Origin of the sequence: Shewanella donghaensis (genome assembly GCF_007567505.1) — a bacterium.
Classification (GTDB): Bacteria; Pseudomonadota; Gammaproteobacteria; order Enterobacterales; family Shewanellaceae; genus Shewanella; species Shewanella donghaensis.
This window is the reverse complement of the sequence record NZ_CP041783.1, coordinates 4,371,329-4,389,435: the sequence shown is the minus strand read 5'-3', so window position 1 is coordinate 4,389,435 and position 18,107 is coordinate 4,371,329. Positions and strand designations below refer to the sequence as shown.

Sequence of the window (18,107 nt, the reverse complement as noted above, 5' to 3'; positions counted from 1 at the left end):
TAATTAAACAAAAAAATAAGTGATATAAATAAAAAAAGACTGCATTTGCAGTCTTTTTTATTCAATTTAAATAATTAAAAGCTGTAGCTTAACTTACCGTAATAAAAACCACCGTTATAATCGAATGGACCACTTTCATAATAAATTGCGCCTAACTCACCTAATGTACCGTCTTTGAGTTTTTGAGCCTCTTGATCGAAGATGTTATTCGCTCCAATTGAAACAGTAAGCGACTCAAGCATGGTGTAACTTACTTCTAAATCAACTGTGATTGCTGAATCTGCCGTTTCAGAACCCCACTCAGACGTATCATCCGCATGAGTTGCATAGTATTCACCGAAGTAATTACCACGAAGTGAAACATTCAATTGGTCCCAACTTTGGTTCCAAGTCAATGTTGCACGATGAGCCGGAATACCATCTTCTAAACGACGAACCTTCCCTTCATCAGTAGTATCCGGATCAAATTTATCAACATTAGTATCAGTCCAACCATAAGCAAGACTAAACATTGAATCGCCAGACATCAGCTCAGTTTCATACGAACCAACAATGTCAACACCTTGAGTTGTAGTATCAAAATCATTGGTATAATAAGTCACTGCAGAAATTAGCTCTGGAAACTCAACTCCTACTGCTCTTAAATCATCATAATCATCTTCTTCAACGGAGATTTGGCTTGACTGAGCAATTCGCCCTGTTACTTCAATATTGTAATAATCTACGGTTAAGAAGAAATCTTCATATTCAAATACAGTACCTAGCGCAAAACTGATAGATTCTTCAGGTTCTAGTACTTCACCACCGTAATATGCAGCTAGTGGATCAGTTGGAGGAGCAATGAATGTTTGAATCAAATCACCATTTACAATTGATGTTTGGGTGTTAACAACATTCTCTTGACCTACTGTTGGCGCTCTGAAACCTGTGCTATGCGACCCACGAATAGAGAAATAATCATTAACAGAGTACTGAGTTGAAATTTTATAATTTAATGTATCACCAAAGGTAGAAAAATCTTCATAACGTAATGCAGCACCTAATAACCAATCATCAGTTAAATATGCTTCAGCATCGGCATAGATACCATAATTACTGCGTGAGTTTTTCCCAGCCGATTCAGGACCAAAACCCTTAAAACCATGAGAACCGATATTGAAACCTTGATCCGCATAAGGTCCAGCTAACCAAGAAGCTTCTTCACCTTGAGTGATTTCGAATGACTCTTCGCGCCATTCAACCCCTGTTGCAAAACTAATATCTTCAATTGATCCAAGAGTGAAATAACGAGAAAAATCTAAGTTAACGGTCGTTTCAACTTGCTCGTATGCACCAGTTTCGAAATCTGTTTGAGTATCTTCTGGATTTGCAGCTAAGCCTAAAGAAGGATTCAGTGAATTTCTTAAACTAAAACTAGCTTTGTTTGCACCAGTACCCGCACTGGCATCATAAGCCCACTCTCCTAGTTCACCTTTAATTCCGGCAAAGAAAGACATATCTTCAATAGTGCCAGCAAATTGTGGTGTGTAACCGCCAGGGCGCACTTGGTTCATAGAGAAACAGTTAGGATCTGCGACCATTGCAGCATATTCTGGGGTATCAAGGACATTTGGAACATTAGCAGGCACAACAGCACAAGTAGATTGATCGCCATTAACGGCACCAACTAGCAAGGTTTCACCACCGTCTACCGAGTAAACATTGCCACGATTATGAGGGTTACGATAGTAGAAACCACCGATGGCATCTTTTGACGATACATTACCAAAAGCATAAAGACTGTGTTTGTCGTTTAAATCAAAACCGGCATTAACAAACACACTATAATCGTCTTCAATCTCAGGGTTCCCCCAGACTTGAGCAGGATCATTAACAAAGGTATTGCCTCCTTCTATTAAGCCTGCTGCATCAGGACGCTGTACACTTCGGCTCGTAGCATCTGCCGTTTTATACTGGCCACTAATATTAACAAAGCCAGCATCAGTTAGCGGTAAACCAATATTGCCATCAATCGTTGTTGAAGCACCATCGCCTTCATAATATTCACCATGAGTGACAGATAATGAGCCACCTTCAGCGCTATCTTTTAGTTGGAAGTTCATTACACCAGCAATAGCATCTGAGCCATATTGTGCTGCAGCACCATCACGTAACACTTCAACTTGTTTTAAAGCAGCACTAGGAATAACAGAAATATCAGGCCCTTGAGCACCATCGTTAATACCGCCGCCTTGGAATGCTATTACAGATGCACGATGACGTCGCTTACCATTAACAAGAATCAAAGTACTATCAGAAGGTAAGCCACGTAAATTGACAGGACGAACAAGAGTGGCAGCATCACTAATAGGTTGAGCACGAGAATTAAATGATGGAACTGTCGTCACCAACATGTCAATCATGTCAGTAGAGCCATTCTTTCTTAAATCTTCGGCACTAATAATATCGATGGGTACTGGTGAATCACCAATTGATCGAGGCGCAGCACGGCTACCTACCACGGCAATTTTTTCGACATTCTCAGCAGCTTCTTCATCCGCTGCAGCAGCTTGAGTCGTGATAACAGAGCTGGTCAAGGCTACTGTTATGGCGAGGCTTAATGAGCTAAAGCCAAACTTCTTTGTTTTCTTTAGATTGGTCATTATATGATCTCTATATTTATTATATTTTTGCTTGTGACTAATTAATTATTCATAAACATATGTTTAAAAAATTGTCTCTCCCAAAATGAAATGCATCATCTCAGTTACATTTCTATAACAAATAAACCCTAATTGCTAACAATTTCTATTCCCCTTCAAAATAATCTACGTATTTTGAGTAGATTTCAGTACAAAAAACTAATTTAACAAGTAAAAATGAACAAAAGCAGTTTAAAGCACCTATAAATAACTAAAGCCTAATATTAAAGGCCAATTTTTCACAAACAAGCAGTTCAAATAACCAGCAACTACATCTTGTGGCATCTTAGAACTGACTTATTAATAGAGTTAAAACTCTATTAATATTAACAATATAAGCCAAATAATGAACGAATAATGTTGACCTTATAGACTAAACCACTCTAATCTAAACGCTCGTTTAAAAGACCTACGAAAAATAACAACAAGGGTGATAGACATGGCATACGATGCAGAAACAGAACTCAATCTAAATCAGTACAGTTCATTGGTTGATCTGATTGAACAAACTTGTCGTCGATACGGTGAGAATGTGGCTTATGCTTGTTTGGGTAAGCAAACAACGTTTAATGAAATTGAAATCGCTTCACGACATTTTGCCGCTTACATGCAAAACCACTCCGAATTGCAACCGGGTGATCGTATTGCAATTCAGCTACCCAATATCACCCAATTTGTTATTGCTGCCTACGGTGCTATTCGTGCCGGGCTTATTATCGTCAACACCAACCCGTTATATACTGAGCGAGAGTTAACTCATCAGTTTAATGATTCAGGTGCAAAAGCATTGGTGGTGCTATCTGACTTACTACCCACACTCAATAATGTGGTAGCTAATACAGGTATTGATTTAATCATCAGCACCCATGCGCTAGATTTGATTAATCCTCAACCTCAAGTTGATACGCCTTTTGCTAAAGTCGAATTTAATCACATGCTCGAACAAGGCTCACAAGTTAGCTTTAGTCCATATAAGCCAAGCCAAGAAGATCTTGCTGCACTACAATACACTGGCGGCACCACGGGGTTATCAAAAGGTGCAATGCTAAGCCATCGCAATATGCTAGCTAACTCAGCTCAAGTTAAATCTCGTATAGCCAGCACCATGACCCCAGGTCATGACATTTTTGTTGCACCTCTACCTATCTATCATATCTATGCCTTTATGGTGAATTTAGTACTCTATTTTGAATCAGGCAGTTGTTCGGTTCTGATCCCTAACCCACGTGACATTGCTGGCCTTATTAAGACGATGGCCAGTTACCCATTTACCGGATTCGCGGGTCTAAATACCTTGTTTGTGGGTCTTTGCCACCAGCCAGAGTTTCAAGCATTGGACTTCAGTAAGTTAACCATCACTATCTCTGGCGGTACAGCCCTTACTAGCGCAGCAGCAAATATTTGGCAGAAAACCACCGGTTGTATGATTTCTGAAGGTTACGGCTTATCGGAAACGGCACCTGTAGTCAGTTTAAACGCTCCAGGCTATCAGCAATTAGGCACTATTGGTAAACCCGTATTAGCCACCAAGGTAAAAATTCTGGATATAAATGATGAAGAAGTTGCTCTAGGTGAAGCTGGTGAACTCGCCGTTAAAGGCCCACAAGTTATGCAAGGTTATTGGCAAAAGCCAGAAGAAACAGCCAAAGTCATGACCTGTGATGGCTATTTCAAAACGGGAGATATTGCCATTGCGACTGAAGATGGACTGCACAAAATTGTTGACCGCAAAAAAGACATGATTATCGTTTCTGGCTTTAATGTTTACCCTAATGAAGTTGAAGATATATTATCCCAAAATGAATTAGTGCTGGAATGTGCTGTAGTGGGTGTTACAGATGAAAAGTCTGGCGAAGCAGTCAAAGCAGTGATTGTGCTAAAAGAAGCTTCAGTAGATGAGGCGCAGACGAAACAGCAGATCTCTGATTATTGTCGAAGCCAATTAACGGCATACAAGATCCCACGCATTATTGAATTTACAGACCAGTTACCTAAAAGCACAGTCGGTAAAATATTAAGGCGTGAATTAAGAAAGTAGTTATTCACAACTAAAGAGTTTCAACCTATAAGCTCAAACTAAAAAGCCTTCAATATTGAAGGCTCTTTTATCGTTACAGAGCTAATAATTACATGTCTGAATCGATATCTGTCAGTAACTGCAAACTGGCAAATTGATTGTATATATCGCTGCTCTGCATAAGCTCTTTATGGGTGCCAATAGCAACCACTTGCCCTTTTTCAAGTACCACTATTCGATCTGCATTAATCACGGTTGCCAATCTATGGGCAATAATCAATGTTGTTCTCCCCTGCATAAGGTTATCTAAACCTTGTTTTACGTAGACTTCACTCACCGCATCTAATGCACTGGTTGCTTCATCTAACAATAAAATAGGTCTGTCTGCGAGTATGGCTCTAGCAATAGCAATACGTTGTTTTTGACCGCCAGAGAGTTTTACCCCACGCTCACCTAAATAGGTGTTGTAGCCTTCAGGTAATTCATTGATAAACTCATCCGCTTTAGCGGTTTTACAGGCGTTAATGACTTCTTCTTCAGTGGCATCAACACGGCCATAACGGACATTTTCAAGTACGTTAGTGGCGAAAATAACTGAGTCCTGTGGCACTAATGCATACTGTTCGCGTAATTGGTTTAAGCTCAACTGAGAGATATCAAATCCATCTAACTTAACAGCGCCTGATCGAGGTTGATAAAAACGTAGCAGCAATTCAAATAAGGTACTCTTACCTGCGCCGCTTTCTCCTACCAACGCTACTCTTTCACCTGCATTAATTTGTAAATCGATGCCTTTAATCACATCATCTTTCACACCCGGATAAGCAAAGCATAACTGATCTAGACTCAGTTGGCCTTTAACCTCATCAGGTAGCATCTGAGGCGTTGTAACTTGTGGTAAATCAATTGGTGTATTCACTAACTCAACTAATCGCTCAGCAGCACCTGAGGCGCGTTGGATCTCGCTAAACACTTCGCTTATTGTAGCAACTGAACCTGCCGCCATTACCGCATAAAACATAAAGGCAGATAATTCACCTGCAGTAATATTTTGCGCCATAACATCTTGCGCCCCGACCCACAGCACCACCGCGATAGCCGCTATGCTTAAAAACATCACTGAAGAAATTAAAATAGAGCGATAAAGGATGCGACTTTTCGCCGCGGTCATAACGGCTTCGACTTGGGAGTTAAAAACTTGGCGATCTTTGCTTTCATGTCCGTAAGCTTGCACGGTATGGATCTCATGCAATGTTTCATCGATATATGCACCTAAATCGCCGACTTTGTCCTGACTTACCCGAGAATACTGGCGGATTTTTTTTCCGAGAAAAATAACCGGAATAAATACCATGGGCACCGCCAGCATAACCAGTCCGGTTAACTTAATGCTGGTGATGGCCATCATCGCCATCGCCCCCATCACAGTTACCGTTGAGCGAAATGCCATAGATAAACTGCTGCCAACCACACTTTGTAATAAGGTACTGTCGGCAGTAAAACGGGAAATGACTTCACCAGTACGTTGCTCTGCAAAAAATGCCGGTGATAACGACAACAAATGGTTATAAACCTTCAAGCGGATATCAGCGATAACTCGTTCACCAAGCCAGGTCATTAAATAGAATCGACAAAATACAGCTGTACCACTAACTGCGGTGATGAATAAAATAAACAGTACAATTTCATTAAGCCGCTCAGCATTGTCGGCAACAAACCCTTCATCAACCATCAGCTTTACGCCTTGGCCTAATGATAACCACGCAAATGAACCAATGAATAAAAATATAATCGCCGCCACAACCTTCATGCGATAAGGCTTAAGGAAGGTCATAATCCAAGGTAATACTGGAAGTTGTGGTTTAGACGAGGGCTTTTTTTCAAACTGAGCTGAAGACGAGTTAGTTGTCAAAATGGATACCAATAAAAACTAAGTAGCCAAATAGTATCAATAAACAAACAGGTATATGAAGGTAAAAAGGAATTTGTAGCAGATAAATAGTGAAAACAAAAAAGCTAACTCTAAATGAGTTAGCTTTTTGTCACGACAAATTATCTGTCTTTTAGTACGAGCTTTATGGGTGTTAACTTATATTCTTATCAATAGTTTTCAAAGAACGTAAAAATATTCCTATCCCACCGATACTTAATACCAATATAACGATCAAATCAAACGCGCTCATATGGGTAAAGCGGAAATTAATTGAGCTGATAACACCAAAAATAAGCCCCACAAGTGAGCCAAAAGTTAAAATCCAGCCAAAGATGTTTTTAGCGTTATAAAACATTAAACCAATACCGAACATAAATGGAATCATAATCATGCCACTGGTCAAGCTCATTCCGCCCATTCTATAAAGGCTATGACCCATACCAAATGAACTGGTAATTTTAATGGCATTCAGTAGCATGTAAAAGCCACCGCACATCATAATTAAACCAATAAAAAACGAACCAATTCCACCTGATGTACCACCTGCACCTTTCATATCACTCCTTGCATTACTGCTATTACAATATTAGCGCTGATAATTTAAGTCTTTCATTATCAGCTATTAAGTTAATGGTACTTAGGCAATAAGCGAATAGCAATCATCAGCTAATGACTATTTACTGACTTCTTCAAGCACCAGACCTGTAGCGCCACTAGGGAGCGTAATTCGCAATTTATTCGATAGCGTTGGCGCAATATCGTATGGGGTCACTTCACGGTCAATTCGCTGGCCTTTGATATTGTATCCAGCAAAAATAATAGGGACATGAGTATCATAACGCCAAGGAGAGCCATGTTTTGATGCAATGACCAAGCCTTCTAAATCATTAATATATTTACGAGGCGCAAAAACAATATAGACATCACCAGAGCGTTGAGGGTGATGATTATTGATCACTAACTGTCCAACACGGCTGTTAGGCACTCGATTAGACTCGATATCAGTACTGGTAATTGCCATTTCAACGCCTTTCACCTTCATCACTTCTTGAGCAATAGCTGCTTGTACGTCAGCAAGTGATAAATTCTTTTTAGCGATAAGTTCACGATTTAAATAGATGTAAGGATCTGAAAATAATGAGATAGCATCATCGCCCAAACCAAACTCTTGCTTTAAGCGTTTTTTAACCCCTTGGCTCAATAAGTTATCTACCTCAAAATAACCCGCATCTTGATAACCAATGTCATGCACATGCGGCGCGGTTTCAGGAACGCCATGATCGGCAGATAAGACGATTAAGGTGTTTTCTAAACCTACTTGCTTATCGACATGTTTAAATAAACCAGCGAGCGTTTTATCGAGATGCAATAAATTATCTTCGGTTTCCAAACTATTGGAACCAAACATATGCACGACATAATCATTTGAAGAAAAACTCACAGCAAGGAAGTCAGTATGCTTGTCTTGTCCAAGCGTTTCTTTGGTTAACAGTGTTTTAGCAAAATCTGCGGTGATTTCATCGCCAGCTGGACTTAAGGTTAATTTAGTCGTGAAGTACTTACTATCACCCGCGCCATAAGGATGCGGGAATTGATTGTTAAAACCTGCAAGGTCAATTTTATGCGAGGCGGATGAATCAACTAAGGTGTAGTCTTGTTTGGCTAAACTTAGTTGCCAATTTTTGTCTGCATATTGTTGAGGCATCTTACGATCATTCCAATCATTGACCCATTGAGGGTATTCGTCGAAATAATAATTACTGGTTGCAAACTCACCTTGTGCTTTTGAAAACCAAAAAGCTTTACCCATATGGCCAGCAAGTGAAATAGCGCCCCTGTCTTTAATTGACACGGAATAAACTTTTGCTTGGCCATTAGTCGCCAGCATCAATTCATCTGAAAAAGTGGTGCTCAACATAGGTATTGGTGAACGACCATCCATTAATGCTGTCTTTTGTGTCGGATCTATTTCAGTACTTTTATCGATACCAGCGCCAGCTGAGAGCATATGATAATTTTCATCTTCAACATTATAAACAAGGCGATCTAAACTGCGGTCATACCACACATTACCCACCATGCCATGGACACTAGGAGTGGTCCCCGTTGCAAGCGACACATGGCCAACTATCGTTTCAGTATTACTGTGCTGATAATGCGCATTGGTATAATGAGTCCCTTTATTAAGCAGGTAATTAAAGCCATCATCGCCAAAATTGTGCTTATAGCGATCCAGTAAATCGCCACGCAAACCATCGACGGTAATCTGTAAAACTAACTTAGGGGCTTTCTCTGCAGAAAGTACACTCAAAGAAGTGCTCGCACTGATAACACAAGCAACAGTGCATAAAGACAAACTCAATTTATTCATTATCCATTCCTTAAAATTTTGAACATCCACTGTTCAACTGTATTTAACGATATTCAATTTAACGATATTCAGCGAGGCCGACACTCACGCTCTGTAAGCTCAATTAATCCAGTACTTGATCCTAGTAAATAGAAGCGAGTACTAAAACAACTGCAACTTAATTGGCATCTCTAGCTAATCGTAGCCCTAAATCAGACATTAAGATCGATTGACTGGCAAAATCACGACGATAGTTTTCTGATTCATCGGCGTCATAAGCAAAACTACCGCCACGGGTGGTTTTATGGGTTAAATTAATATCTGAATGCTGTGCGTTGCTTGGGTTTTCTTTTGGCGAAACACGATAAAATCGTTCGTCAAATTGATCAATCACAAACTCACCAACATTACCGGTCATATCATAAAGTCCCAATTCATTAGGTTGTTTAAGCCCGACTTGATGTGCACGATTATTGGCATTTTTTGCATACCAGGCAACATCGTCAATATTGTTCGAACCGCTATAGATAAATCCTTTGGATTCATTACCGCCGATTGCAGCAAACTCCCACTCAGCTTCTGTGGGTAAACGATAGTTATCGCCCGTTAACTCATTAAGTTGCTCGACAAAATACACCGCCTGCTGCCAGCTAAGATTATTGACGGGTACTTTGGGATCAACAAAAAAACTATTGGAGCCTCCCATAACCGATGCAAATAGCTCTTGAGTAACTTCAAACTTAGCAATATAAAAGCTACTGACACTCACTTCATGTGCTGGCTGCTCCGCCCTTTTAGCGTCATCGGAATCAGAGCCCATGATAAATGAGCCTCCTTCAACTAACACCATATCGGCCATAATGGCTACAGAAATGGGATGATTTGAATTGGATTGAGTTGTACTGCACCCTGCCAAAAAAGCCAATACTACAGCGCCCAAAAGCCCTAATGAATAAGGTCGAACTAATGAACGCGTATTCATCTGAACACCCTTTGAAGAACTTAAATCGGCTAATTTCATACTTATCCCGTCGATGAATACATTATTTGAATGTTGAGTATATGACCCTTTACGCATTAGGTAACCAAACTAATGGTTATATTAGATATAGCCTAATCGGACTTAAATCAACAATGTTAATCGCTTACAATTTAACTCAGTTAGAACATGTTAGTAAACCAATAAGCTTTACCAGCAAAAACGGCTTAAGAACAAAGTAATAGTGAAACATTTAAGAGGTATTAATATGAACATAATCCAAGGCCCACAATATAACGGCAAGGCATCGAAACGCATGCACGTTATGGCAAAACCTATTGGTGCCGTTTGTAATATTGATTGTGATTACTGCTATTACTTAAGCAAACAAGACTTATTGGAATACAAAAAAGGTTGCTCTCCAGAAATGGATGAAGCCATGCTAGAAAATTATATCCAACAATATATTTCTCAACAGAACACCCCCGAAATAGTTTTCTCATGGCAAGGTGGCGAACCGACGATGCTCGGTTTAGATTACTTCAAAAAAGTGGTTGAATTTCAAAAAAAATATTGTCCTGCAGGGGTCGTTATCGCTAATGACTTACAAACCAACGGTACATTACTAACCGATGACTGGTGTCAGTTTTTTAAAGCTAATAACTTCCTTGTCGGACTAAGCATTGATGGACCTGAATTAATGCATAACACTTATCGGACAAACCGCGCTGGGCGTGGCACATTCAGACAAGTGATGGCTGCTGTGGCATTGCTACATAAATATCAGGTTAGATTTGCAACCTTAACCTGTGTGAATAAAGTCACCAGTCAAAGCCCTGTTGAGGTATACCGATTTTTACGCGATGTTGTTAAGTCACCACAAATGCAGTTTATTCCAATCGTTGAACAAAAAACCTTTCGCACTGACGCGCCGCAAACCAAAGCCGATCAGCTGCAATATCGTCAAGGTGATAAGCGGTTAATTCCAGGTAATAAAAACTCAATCATGGAGCCATGGTGTGTTTCGGATGAAGCATGGGGAAACTTTTTAATCGCCGTATTTAACGAATGGGTAATGAATGATTTTGGCAAAGTCATGGTGCAATACTTTGAAGCCAGTGTTGAGGCATGGATGGGCAATAACAATCCATTATGCACATTAGGACAAGTTTGTGGCAAAGGCTTAGCGTTAGAACCTAATGGCGATGTTTATGCTTGCGACCATTATGTTTATCCTGAATATAAGATTGGCAATATCAGCGAGACACCATTAGCAGAAATGGCTTTTTCTAAAAAACAGCAAGAGTTTGGTTTTGCTAAATCTCGTGGGATTAATACCCAATGCAGTCAGTGCGATTACCAGTTTGCTTGCTACGGTGAATGTCCCAAAAATCGCTTTATTAGTAGTCGAGATGGCGAACCCGGACTTAACTATCTTTGTGCCGGTTGGAAAAAGTTTTTCGCCCATATAGATAAACCACTGGCGTATATTTTACGTAATACAGGTCACCCTGTTGTAAACGGTAAATATAATGACCGTTTAATCATGCAGACAGCTCGTCATAAATAACTATTCGAGTTTATGTGTATTTATGTGATTATATTCATTAAGTTAATGACATAGTATTAGCATAAACCACTTTATAGTTATTCATATTGCGGCTTAGCATTAAGCGTTTTCACTCATTGATAGGTATTAACTATGACACTTCGCCCACTGGCATTCATTACTGGATTAGCTGTTTCACTTTTTATACCCGCTTTAAGCATGAGCTTACCCGCAAGTGCTATGGGAGTGTCAGCTCAAACGACTAAAACAGAAAACAAGGCTGTTGTAACGCCACAAGCAATGGCCTATATCGCCCAGAATATCAATGAACCAGCAGAAAAACGTGCCGAAGCTTTACGCTTTATTAGCCAATACCCAAATGAAAATAGCCTAGTTTCTGTGGCAAGAGCACTTAAAGATAAGAACCCGATTGTCCGTGAAGCTGCGATTGCTGGCGCAATGCCATACCCACTTGAGCATCGATACCGCATGGTCTCGCCTTTGCTACAAGATGATATTGAGGCCGTTCGATTTGCTGCAACAGAGCACCTGGTTAAAGATTTTGAGCAACTTCAAATGGGTCAACAAGCAGAACTTCGTAGCCACGCAGATAAGTTAATTACTCATCTCAATTCTCAGCAACTTGAAGTGCAATCTTCTTCTGCACAGCCCACTGATATACAGCATGTTTATTCACAAAAATTATTGCTAGCCGATCTTTATCGTTGGACGTTGCGCCCAAATATGGCGCAAAACATATACCAAGCGTTATTATCATCAAAAGATAAAACATCAGAATTATATTTAAGTTTATCAAATAATTATTATGCTCAAGGTAAAGATCTGCAAGCATTAGATACCTTAGATAAAGGTCTCGAGTTTGATAGTAGCGATGCTAATCTACACTACTCTAAAGCCTTAACGCTGGTGAGATTAAAGCAAAAAGAGGTTGCCGCAATCTCAATGAATAAAGCCACGGAATTGGCGCCAGAAAACGCCTACTACTGGTATTTGAATGGCGTATTGCAAGAGCCGTTAGATATTGACCTCTCTATCAAGTCATTTGAACAAGCCTATTTGATTTCAGGTTCACCAGAAAACTTATATGCAATGTGCGATATCTATATCCGCAATAATCATAAAAATACCGAAGAGTGTATTTCAGCATTGGCAGAAATAGCACCAGCACAAGTGATTAATGACCTTCGCAGTAAACAATCTCATTAGTCGAAATCCATAAGAGCTAACAATAAAAAACCAGCTAACGCTTATCTAATTTAAGCTTTCGCTGGTTTTTTTAAGTTTTTAATGGCTCAATATTTACATTTAAGTCCCGAACAAAGCCCCTTCTTTGACTAAAAAGTTACGCAACCACACATGCCCAGGATCGGTGTCTCTAGAAGGATGCCAATAAAGCATAATACTCAAGGAGTTTCGCTCAAGAGGCAGCGGAAAAGATTTTACGTTATAAGTCGCACTTTGCTGCGCAACAATGCTTTTGGCACATAAACCAACAATATCGGTTTGAGACACTAAGGGTAAACACTCAGTAATGGTACTGGTGCGGTAGGCAACCTTACGAGACTCAAGCTCAGAAATATGGGCAGAGCTCATAATACTACTGCGAACTTGCCAGCCTGAAACCGTCGTATGTTCCTCAGCTAAAAACTGCTCGAGAGTCATTTCATCATGGATTCGTGGGTGGTCAGCATTCATGACTGCCACCACTTCTTCATCGAATAAATAGTGAGACTTAATAAAGGAAGGCGCAAAATGGTCTGCATCAATAACGAAGTCATAACGCTGCAAACGTAAATCTAACTCGGTGTCTTTAGAAAACTTAGGGTGAACTTCGAAATGTAAATTCGGTGCTAGCTGGCGTAGGTGACTAAAAGCTGACGGTAAAAAAGTATGTCCAAGCCCTGATATTACGGCAAACGAATAAACCCGTTCAGCAGTGGCAGAATCAAAACCACCATTAATGTCGATAGTACTAATGTAATTAGTTAAGGCTGCAGCTAATGCAGGATAAATATCAATAGCGCGCGGTGTCGGCACCATACTACTATTATCACGCAAAAATAACGGGTCGTTATAAATATCCCGTAATCGCTTTAACGCTTTGCTCACCGCAGGCTGAGTAATACTCAAACGATCAGCCGATTTTGACAAGCTGCGCTCTTCATAAATCGCTACAAAGATAGGGATAAGGTTTAAATCTGTATTTTTCATATATCGCAATTATTCGCCTAGCTATTAACCCCTTAAGCATAAACTATTTACTAAGGTTCTCATAACTCGACTTTGTTAACCGCTGTGTTTATAACCTTGCTTTTTATCAATTGTTTTTTCTAATTGTGGCAAGGCTTTAGGGAATATTTTTTGGCTTAGCCGTTTAAATTTTCGTTTAAAAAAATCTTTCTCGCTTTGGCTCTCTTTCTCGCTGACGGCAAACCAGAGTTCATAAGCTAAATGTCGTTTAGGTTTATCTTTTTTAGCCTCTAACTCGTCAGTCTCTTGCTGCATCAATAGTGCTTGTTTCTGGTTCTGAGACTTAATGCCTCTGGCTAAGGTTAAGTGCGCATTGGTTTGGCGAACTTTTTTATAAAGTAACCCGCGTGCTTGTGACCACGATTTTGTTCTAACCGCGTTAATATATCGCCACCACATAGGTTTAGCATGTTGTTGATAGTATTTAACTAAGCAAATAATAACGCCCAATAAGCCTATAAATATCAAAACCAAAATCATGAGTGTATTGCCATAGTAAGTCAGCCATGAAGCTAAAGTATGTTTAACCGTGACGGTCTGTCCCGCTAAAACTTGCTGCTGAAGCTGCTGATTTTTGGTATCCCACCAGCTAACAATGACATCCGGAAAGACTATTTTTCCACCTTGCTGAACAATATAGACTTGTTTATCGATGCGACTTGATAAGTAATCACCACGTTGCTCTGTATCCTGTAACTGAACCGGGTCGCTATAAGCTTGAAATTGTTCACTAGCTGAACCTGATGATTTTTTAGACGACTTATTACTTAAAGTATTTGGTGGTTTACTAGGAAGTGTATTGGGCAACAGCACTGACAAGGTATCCGCGGCATTGGTGGTTATTACCCGCGTTAAACTGTCTCCAACATATAACTCTGGATTTGATTGCTGCCACTGTTGCTCAACACTGACTTCTGATGAACTAAACCAATTATTATCAACCAAGCTAGCATTAGGTAATATTGCATCAAATCGTTGAGTTTGACTCACCATCATACCCGCGACCTTTCCATCACTCGGTGACATGACTTCGATAGAGACATCCAATATGGGGACTTCATAACGTCCAGATGCTTGCGGAAACAAAGATATTTGCCACAACTGAAAAGACCAAGTTTCACCGTTTATTCTTTTCGTCGAATTGACTGAGAATTGTTCTCGCTGTTTGCTCATCACGTTAGGTAATTCAACAGCCGATATTTGAGTCCCTCGGGTAAACCATCGATTAGAGCCCACCTGAATATTTAAGGTGAGCTGTTCGCCCACAGCGACAGTTAACAACGAATTCTCGCCCTCGGATAAACGTCGAGTTGAATTGGTTTCGGTCGATAACCAAGTTTCAATAGATAAGGTTTTCTGCGCTTGTAACTCACCGACTGTCATTGCCAATGCCGACGGCGAAATTCCTATCAAGGCTAATATCATGCAACGGCACATAAATGCCTGTATGCGATAAAATAGAAGCATGGTTACTGCTCCTCTATGGATAATGGTTGTTCTAATTCAGTCTGCTGCTGAAGCTGAAGATAAAACTTAGCTTGTAAAAAGCGTTTAGGGTCTGCTTCAACTCTCGATAACCACTTATTAGCAAGTTCTTCACTACCTAATATTTCTCGCGCATTTAAGGTTTCTTTTCCTAACACTTGTTCGGGTGCTATCTCTTCAAAACCATCTGAACTAATCGGTTCATCCTTCCCCAACTCCATCGACTCTTCAAGACCATCAGTTGTGCCTTTTTGGCTTTCACTATAGCGATTAATGTCATCAATGATGGCTTGTATCGCCGCTAAATTTTGCGCGACATCAGCACGTAATTGCACCTCGGAATCAAGAGGGATCTCTGTCATTTTTAAGGTTAAATCAGCAAGCAAGTTTCGCGCGGCGATATACTCACGCTGTCTTGCTAGTGCACTACTGGCATAAAAAAGACTGAGATGGGTGGGTTGCTGCATGAAACTAATATGCGCAGCTTTATATTGAACCGCATAATAGTAGGCAACGCCCTTCCGCAGAGGGTCTTGGTAATATTGCGCCGCTTGTAAATATTCTTGTGCGTTGAATGCTCTGTCGCCTTGTTGATCAGGCGTGAGCCAGAAATCTAACCAAGCCTGTTGAAACGCTTGCCAAATATCGGTGCTGATGGCTTCGGTTTGCGGATCACCTTCAGTCTCTAATGACGTACCACTCAATGCTAGCTGCTGTTGCACTACACTTGGCTCTTCGGCATAAACCGGTGTTGGTGATATAAGGCTACTGCTGCACATGATTAACACCACGCTCCAATGGACTAGCCAGCCTTTTCTAAACCAAAGTAAAAGCAGTAATGACATAGGGAATAACAAGTAATAGCCCATATCTTGCCAAGGCATGATGCTGTCACTCGATATTTGCATATGTCGATCGATTTGCTTCACTAGCCACTGCACATCTTGATTATCAACGGTCACATATTGCAAACTGCCATTGGTTTTACGGGCGAGACTTTCTAATGCTCTAGTATCCAGTGGAATCGTTGCTTCTCGATTGGAATTTCCAATACCTAATACCAATAATTGATGCGGAGAATCAGCAAAATAATTGTCATAAGCAGCAATAGCATTGGGCACCATGCCATCAGTGACTAAAATAACGCTAGCGCCTAATTCATCAGCTAATAACGTATCGACTAAACTCAGTGCTTGCTGTGCTTGTTTACCTTCAACTGGCATTATTTTTGGGGATAAAGCACTTACAAATGGCGTAAACACTTGCTTATCCTCAGTTAATGGCATCACCACATGAGCCGAACCTGCATAGGCTATAAGCCCCGTTTTACCGCCACTTCGCAATTCAATTAAATCGACTATTTTCTGTTGGGCTCTAATGAGTCGACTCGGTGCAATATCTTTTTCAAGCATCGACTGACTTAAATCAACCAATATCACTAAAGCCGCTTTATCTTCATTAAAAGGTGACTCATAACGCGTCCAGGTTGGCCCTGCACTAATTATAATGCCAATAGTCATCAACACGGTAAGCAGTTTTAATGGTAATAATTTACGCCAGCCCAGCTCTCCCACGGTTAGGGCTTTGCGTAAATGCTCTGGTAATGCTTGTTGTGATTGAGCTGATTCATTTTGCTGCCAGCGGATATAGATGATTAATCCCAGCGGCAATAGTAGTAATAAAGCCCATGGGCGAATAAAGTGAAAGTTAGCCCACAGCAAACTAAAAAAAGAGCTATCAAACATCTTGCTCTCCTTTTAATGGATTCCGTTGTTGGTTTTGTTTGTTAGTTCGCACTTTTACATCACTATCGAGTGACCCTTTTTGAATACTTTGATGCTTAATCGTTTTGAGCAATAGACTGGTGCCAAAAGCAAATAGGTAAAGCAGCACAATAAAGAGCACTAAATAGTGATGTAAGGTATTGGTGATTTGATAGGTGGTACTGTTATATAGCTGTGGCTCTATTACTGATACCGCTTGATATGCTGCATCTAATTGTTGTTTATCTAACGCTTTAAAGGTTTTACCACCCGTTTCAGCAGCAATTCGCTCTATCGTTTTCATATCAAGGGCTTGCTCACCAACTGTCTGTGGATCGCCCATAGCAATCACATGAACACGGATCCCCTTAACTGCTGCGACTTTTGCCGCATCAATGGGAGTAACAAAGCTCCCAGTATCATTGCCATCAGTGAGTATAATGACGACTTTTTCTTTTGCTTGCTCTGTCTCAGCTTTATCTTGCTCTGTTTGCTCAAACACTTTAATCGATAAACCAATAGCATCACCAAGATGGGTACTTTTCCCTGCCATGCCCGTATCTGATTGTGTTAATAAGCTCTGCCAAACTGAAATATCGGCAGTAAAAGGAGTCTGTAAAAAAGCGGCATCAGCAAACAAGATTAAACCAAGGCGATCACCTTCTCTACTCGATGAAAAATCGAGTAGAACTTGCTTAGCAGCTTCAATACGACTGATATTGTTACCTGAATCATCAACAAAATCGGTTTCATTCATCGAACCTGATAAATCTAACGCTACCATGACATCTCGGCCCAATTGCTCCCGTAATAATGGCTCACTTAGCTGGACAGGTTTTGTCATCGCCAGCACTAAGCAGCACCAAGTTAGGATTAATACTATGCGCTGCCATAAACGCGGCGAAAGCATACTTGCCCCTGAACTGGGTTTCTCTCCTAAGGTGTGAATGAGTGTTTGAAAAAAAGGGACTTTTAACGCGGTTTGTTTAGTTTTATAGGCTTTAGAAAAGCGCATAACCAATAGCGGTAGCGGCAGTAATAACAAAAACCATGGATAGACTAATTCGATAGAGGACATA

The 18,107-nt window shown here is 40.4% G+C and carries 12 protein-coding genes; 3 read left to right on the top strand and 9 right to left on the bottom strand.

Going from position 1 to position 18,107, the window contains the following annotated elements:
- Window positions 1-74 precede the first annotated feature (74 nt).
- The gene (locus FPK91_RS18715; protein ID WP_405127320.1) at window positions 75-2,642 is read right to left on the bottom strand and encodes a TonB-dependent receptor plug domain-containing protein; all 2,568 of its coding nucleotides are present in this window, start codon (window positions 2,640-2,642) and stop codon (window positions 75-77) included.
- A 478-nt stretch (window positions 2,643-3,120) separates the two neighbouring features.
- Between FPK91_RS18715 and FPK91_RS18710 the strand changes: the two genes are divergently transcribed.
- Complete coding sequence (locus FPK91_RS18710; RefSeq protein ID WP_144213249.1) at window positions 3,121-4,719, top strand: AMP-binding protein; 1,599 nt, start codon at window positions 3,121-3,123, stop codon at window positions 4,717-4,719.
- Between the two features lie 88 nt (window positions 4,720-4,807).
- Here the strand turns inward: FPK91_RS18710 and FPK91_RS18705 are convergent, their stop codons facing one another.
- The 4 genes from FPK91_RS18705 to FPK91_RS18690 form a co-directional block, all read right to left on the bottom strand.
- On the bottom strand, window positions 4,808-6,532 hold the full coding sequence (locus FPK91_RS18705) for an ABC transporter transmembrane domain-containing protein (RefSeq protein ID WP_264371797.1): 1,725 nt from the start codon (window positions 6,530-6,532) through the stop codon (window positions 4,808-4,810).
- A 250-nt stretch (window positions 6,533-6,782) separates the two neighbouring features.
- Window positions 6,783-7,187: a hypothetical protein gene (locus FPK91_RS18700; RefSeq protein WP_144213245.1), complete on the bottom strand. Its 405-nt coding sequence runs from the start codon at window positions 7,185-7,187 to the stop codon at window positions 6,783-6,785.
- A 117-nt stretch (window positions 7,188-7,304) separates the two neighbouring features.
- Window positions 7,305-9,002 carry an alkaline phosphatase family protein gene (locus FPK91_RS18695; protein ID WP_144213243.1) on the bottom strand — a complete coding sequence of 566 codons (1,698 nt, stop codon included), beginning with the start codon at window positions 9,000-9,002 and terminating at the stop codon, window positions 7,305-7,307.
- 157 nt (window positions 9,003-9,159) lie between these two features.
- Entirely contained in the window at window positions 9,160-10,002 is an 843-nt protein-coding gene (locus FPK91_RS18690; RefSeq protein ID WP_227006623.1) for a formylglycine-generating enzyme family protein, read from the bottom strand.
- A 226-nt stretch (window positions 10,003-10,228) separates the two neighbouring features.
- On the opposite strand from FPK91_RS18690, the gene FPK91_RS18685 reads away from it, so the two are divergent.
- Together FPK91_RS18685 and FPK91_RS18680 are read left to right on the top strand one after the other, a co-directional pair.
- Window positions 10,229-11,530 (top strand): anaerobic sulfatase maturase, encoded by a 1,302-nt coding sequence (locus FPK91_RS18685; RefSeq protein ID WP_144213241.1) that lies wholly within the window; start codon window positions 10,229-10,231, stop codon window positions 11,528-11,530.
- Between the two features lie 132 nt (window positions 11,531-11,662).
- Window positions 11,663-12,736, top strand: a complete 1,074-nt coding sequence (locus FPK91_RS18680) for a tetratricopeptide repeat protein (RefSeq protein WP_144213239.1) — start codon at window positions 11,663-11,665, stop codon at window positions 12,734-12,736.
- A 99-nt stretch (window positions 12,737-12,835) separates the two neighbouring features.
- Here the strand turns inward: FPK91_RS18680 and FPK91_RS18675 are convergent, their stop codons facing one another.
- From FPK91_RS18675 to FPK91_RS18660, 4 genes are all read right to left on the bottom strand, one after another.
- Entirely contained in the window at window positions 12,836-13,741 is a 906-nt protein-coding gene (locus tag FPK91_RS18675; RefSeq protein WP_144213237.1) for a LysR substrate-binding domain-containing protein, read from the bottom strand.
- A gap of 75 nt (window positions 13,742-13,816) precedes the next feature.
- The gene (locus FPK91_RS18670; RefSeq protein WP_144213235.1) at window positions 13,817-15,247 is read right to left on the bottom strand and encodes a BatD family protein; all 1,431 of its coding nucleotides are present in this window, start codon (window positions 15,245-15,247) and stop codon (window positions 13,817-13,819) included.
- A 2-nt stretch (window positions 15,248-15,249) separates the two neighbouring features.
- Window positions 15,250-17,010, bottom strand: coding sequence for a vWA domain-containing protein (locus FPK91_RS18665; RefSeq protein WP_144213234.1), 1,761 nt, complete (start codon window positions 17,008-17,010; stop codon window positions 15,250-15,252).
- Entirely contained in the window at window positions 17,003-18,106 is a 1,104-nt protein-coding gene (locus tag FPK91_RS18660) for a vWA domain-containing protein (protein WP_144213232.1), read from the bottom strand. The genes FPK91_RS18665 and FPK91_RS18660 overlap by 8 nt, the downstream gene beginning before the upstream one ends.
- Window position 18,107: the final 1 nt, after the last annotated feature.

Excerpts from the sequence above, each read along its gene's own strand:
- FPK91_RS18715 (WP_405127320.1), bottom strand. The coding sequence starts at position 2,642 with ATGACCAATCTAAAGAAAACAAAGAAGTTTGGCTTTAGCTCATTAAGC.
- FPK91_RS18710 (WP_144213249.1), top strand. The coding sequence starts at position 3,121 with ATGGCATACGATGCAGAAACAGAACTCAATCTAAATCAGTACAGTTCA.
- FPK91_RS18705 (WP_264371797.1), bottom strand. The coding sequence starts at position 6,532 with ATGACCTTCCTTAAGCCTTATCGCATGAAGGTTGTGGCGGCGATTATA.
- FPK91_RS18700 (WP_144213245.1), bottom strand. The coding sequence starts at position 7,187 with ATGAAAGGTGCAGGTGGTACATCAGGTGGAATTGGTTCGTTTTTTATT.
- FPK91_RS18695 (WP_144213243.1), bottom strand. The coding sequence starts at position 9,002 with ATGAATAAATTGAGTTTGTCTTTATGCACTGTTGCTTGTGTTATCAGT.
- FPK91_RS18690 (WP_227006623.1), bottom strand. The coding sequence starts at position 10,002 with ATGAAATTAGCCGATTTAAGTTCTTCAAAGGGTGTTCAGATGAATACG.
- FPK91_RS18685 (WP_144213241.1), top strand. The coding sequence starts at position 10,229 with ATGAACATAATCCAAGGCCCACAATATAACGGCAAGGCATCGAAACGC.
- FPK91_RS18680 (WP_144213239.1), top strand. The coding sequence starts at position 11,663 with ATGACACTTCGCCCACTGGCATTCATTACTGGATTAGCTGTTTCACTT.
- FPK91_RS18675 (WP_144213237.1), bottom strand. The coding sequence starts at position 13,741 with ATGAAAAATACAGATTTAAACCTTATCCCTATCTTTGTAGCGATTTAT.
- FPK91_RS18670 (WP_144213235.1), bottom strand. The coding sequence starts at position 15,247 with ATGCTTCTATTTTATCGCATACAGGCATTTATGTGCCGTTGCATGATA.
- FPK91_RS18665 (WP_144213234.1), bottom strand. The coding sequence starts at position 17,010 with ATGTTTGATAGCTCTTTTTTTAGTTTGCTGTGGGCTAACTTTCACTTT.
- FPK91_RS18660 (WP_144213232.1), bottom strand. The coding sequence starts at position 18,106 with ATGTCCTCTATCGAATTAGTCTATCCATGGTTTTTGTTATTACTGCCG.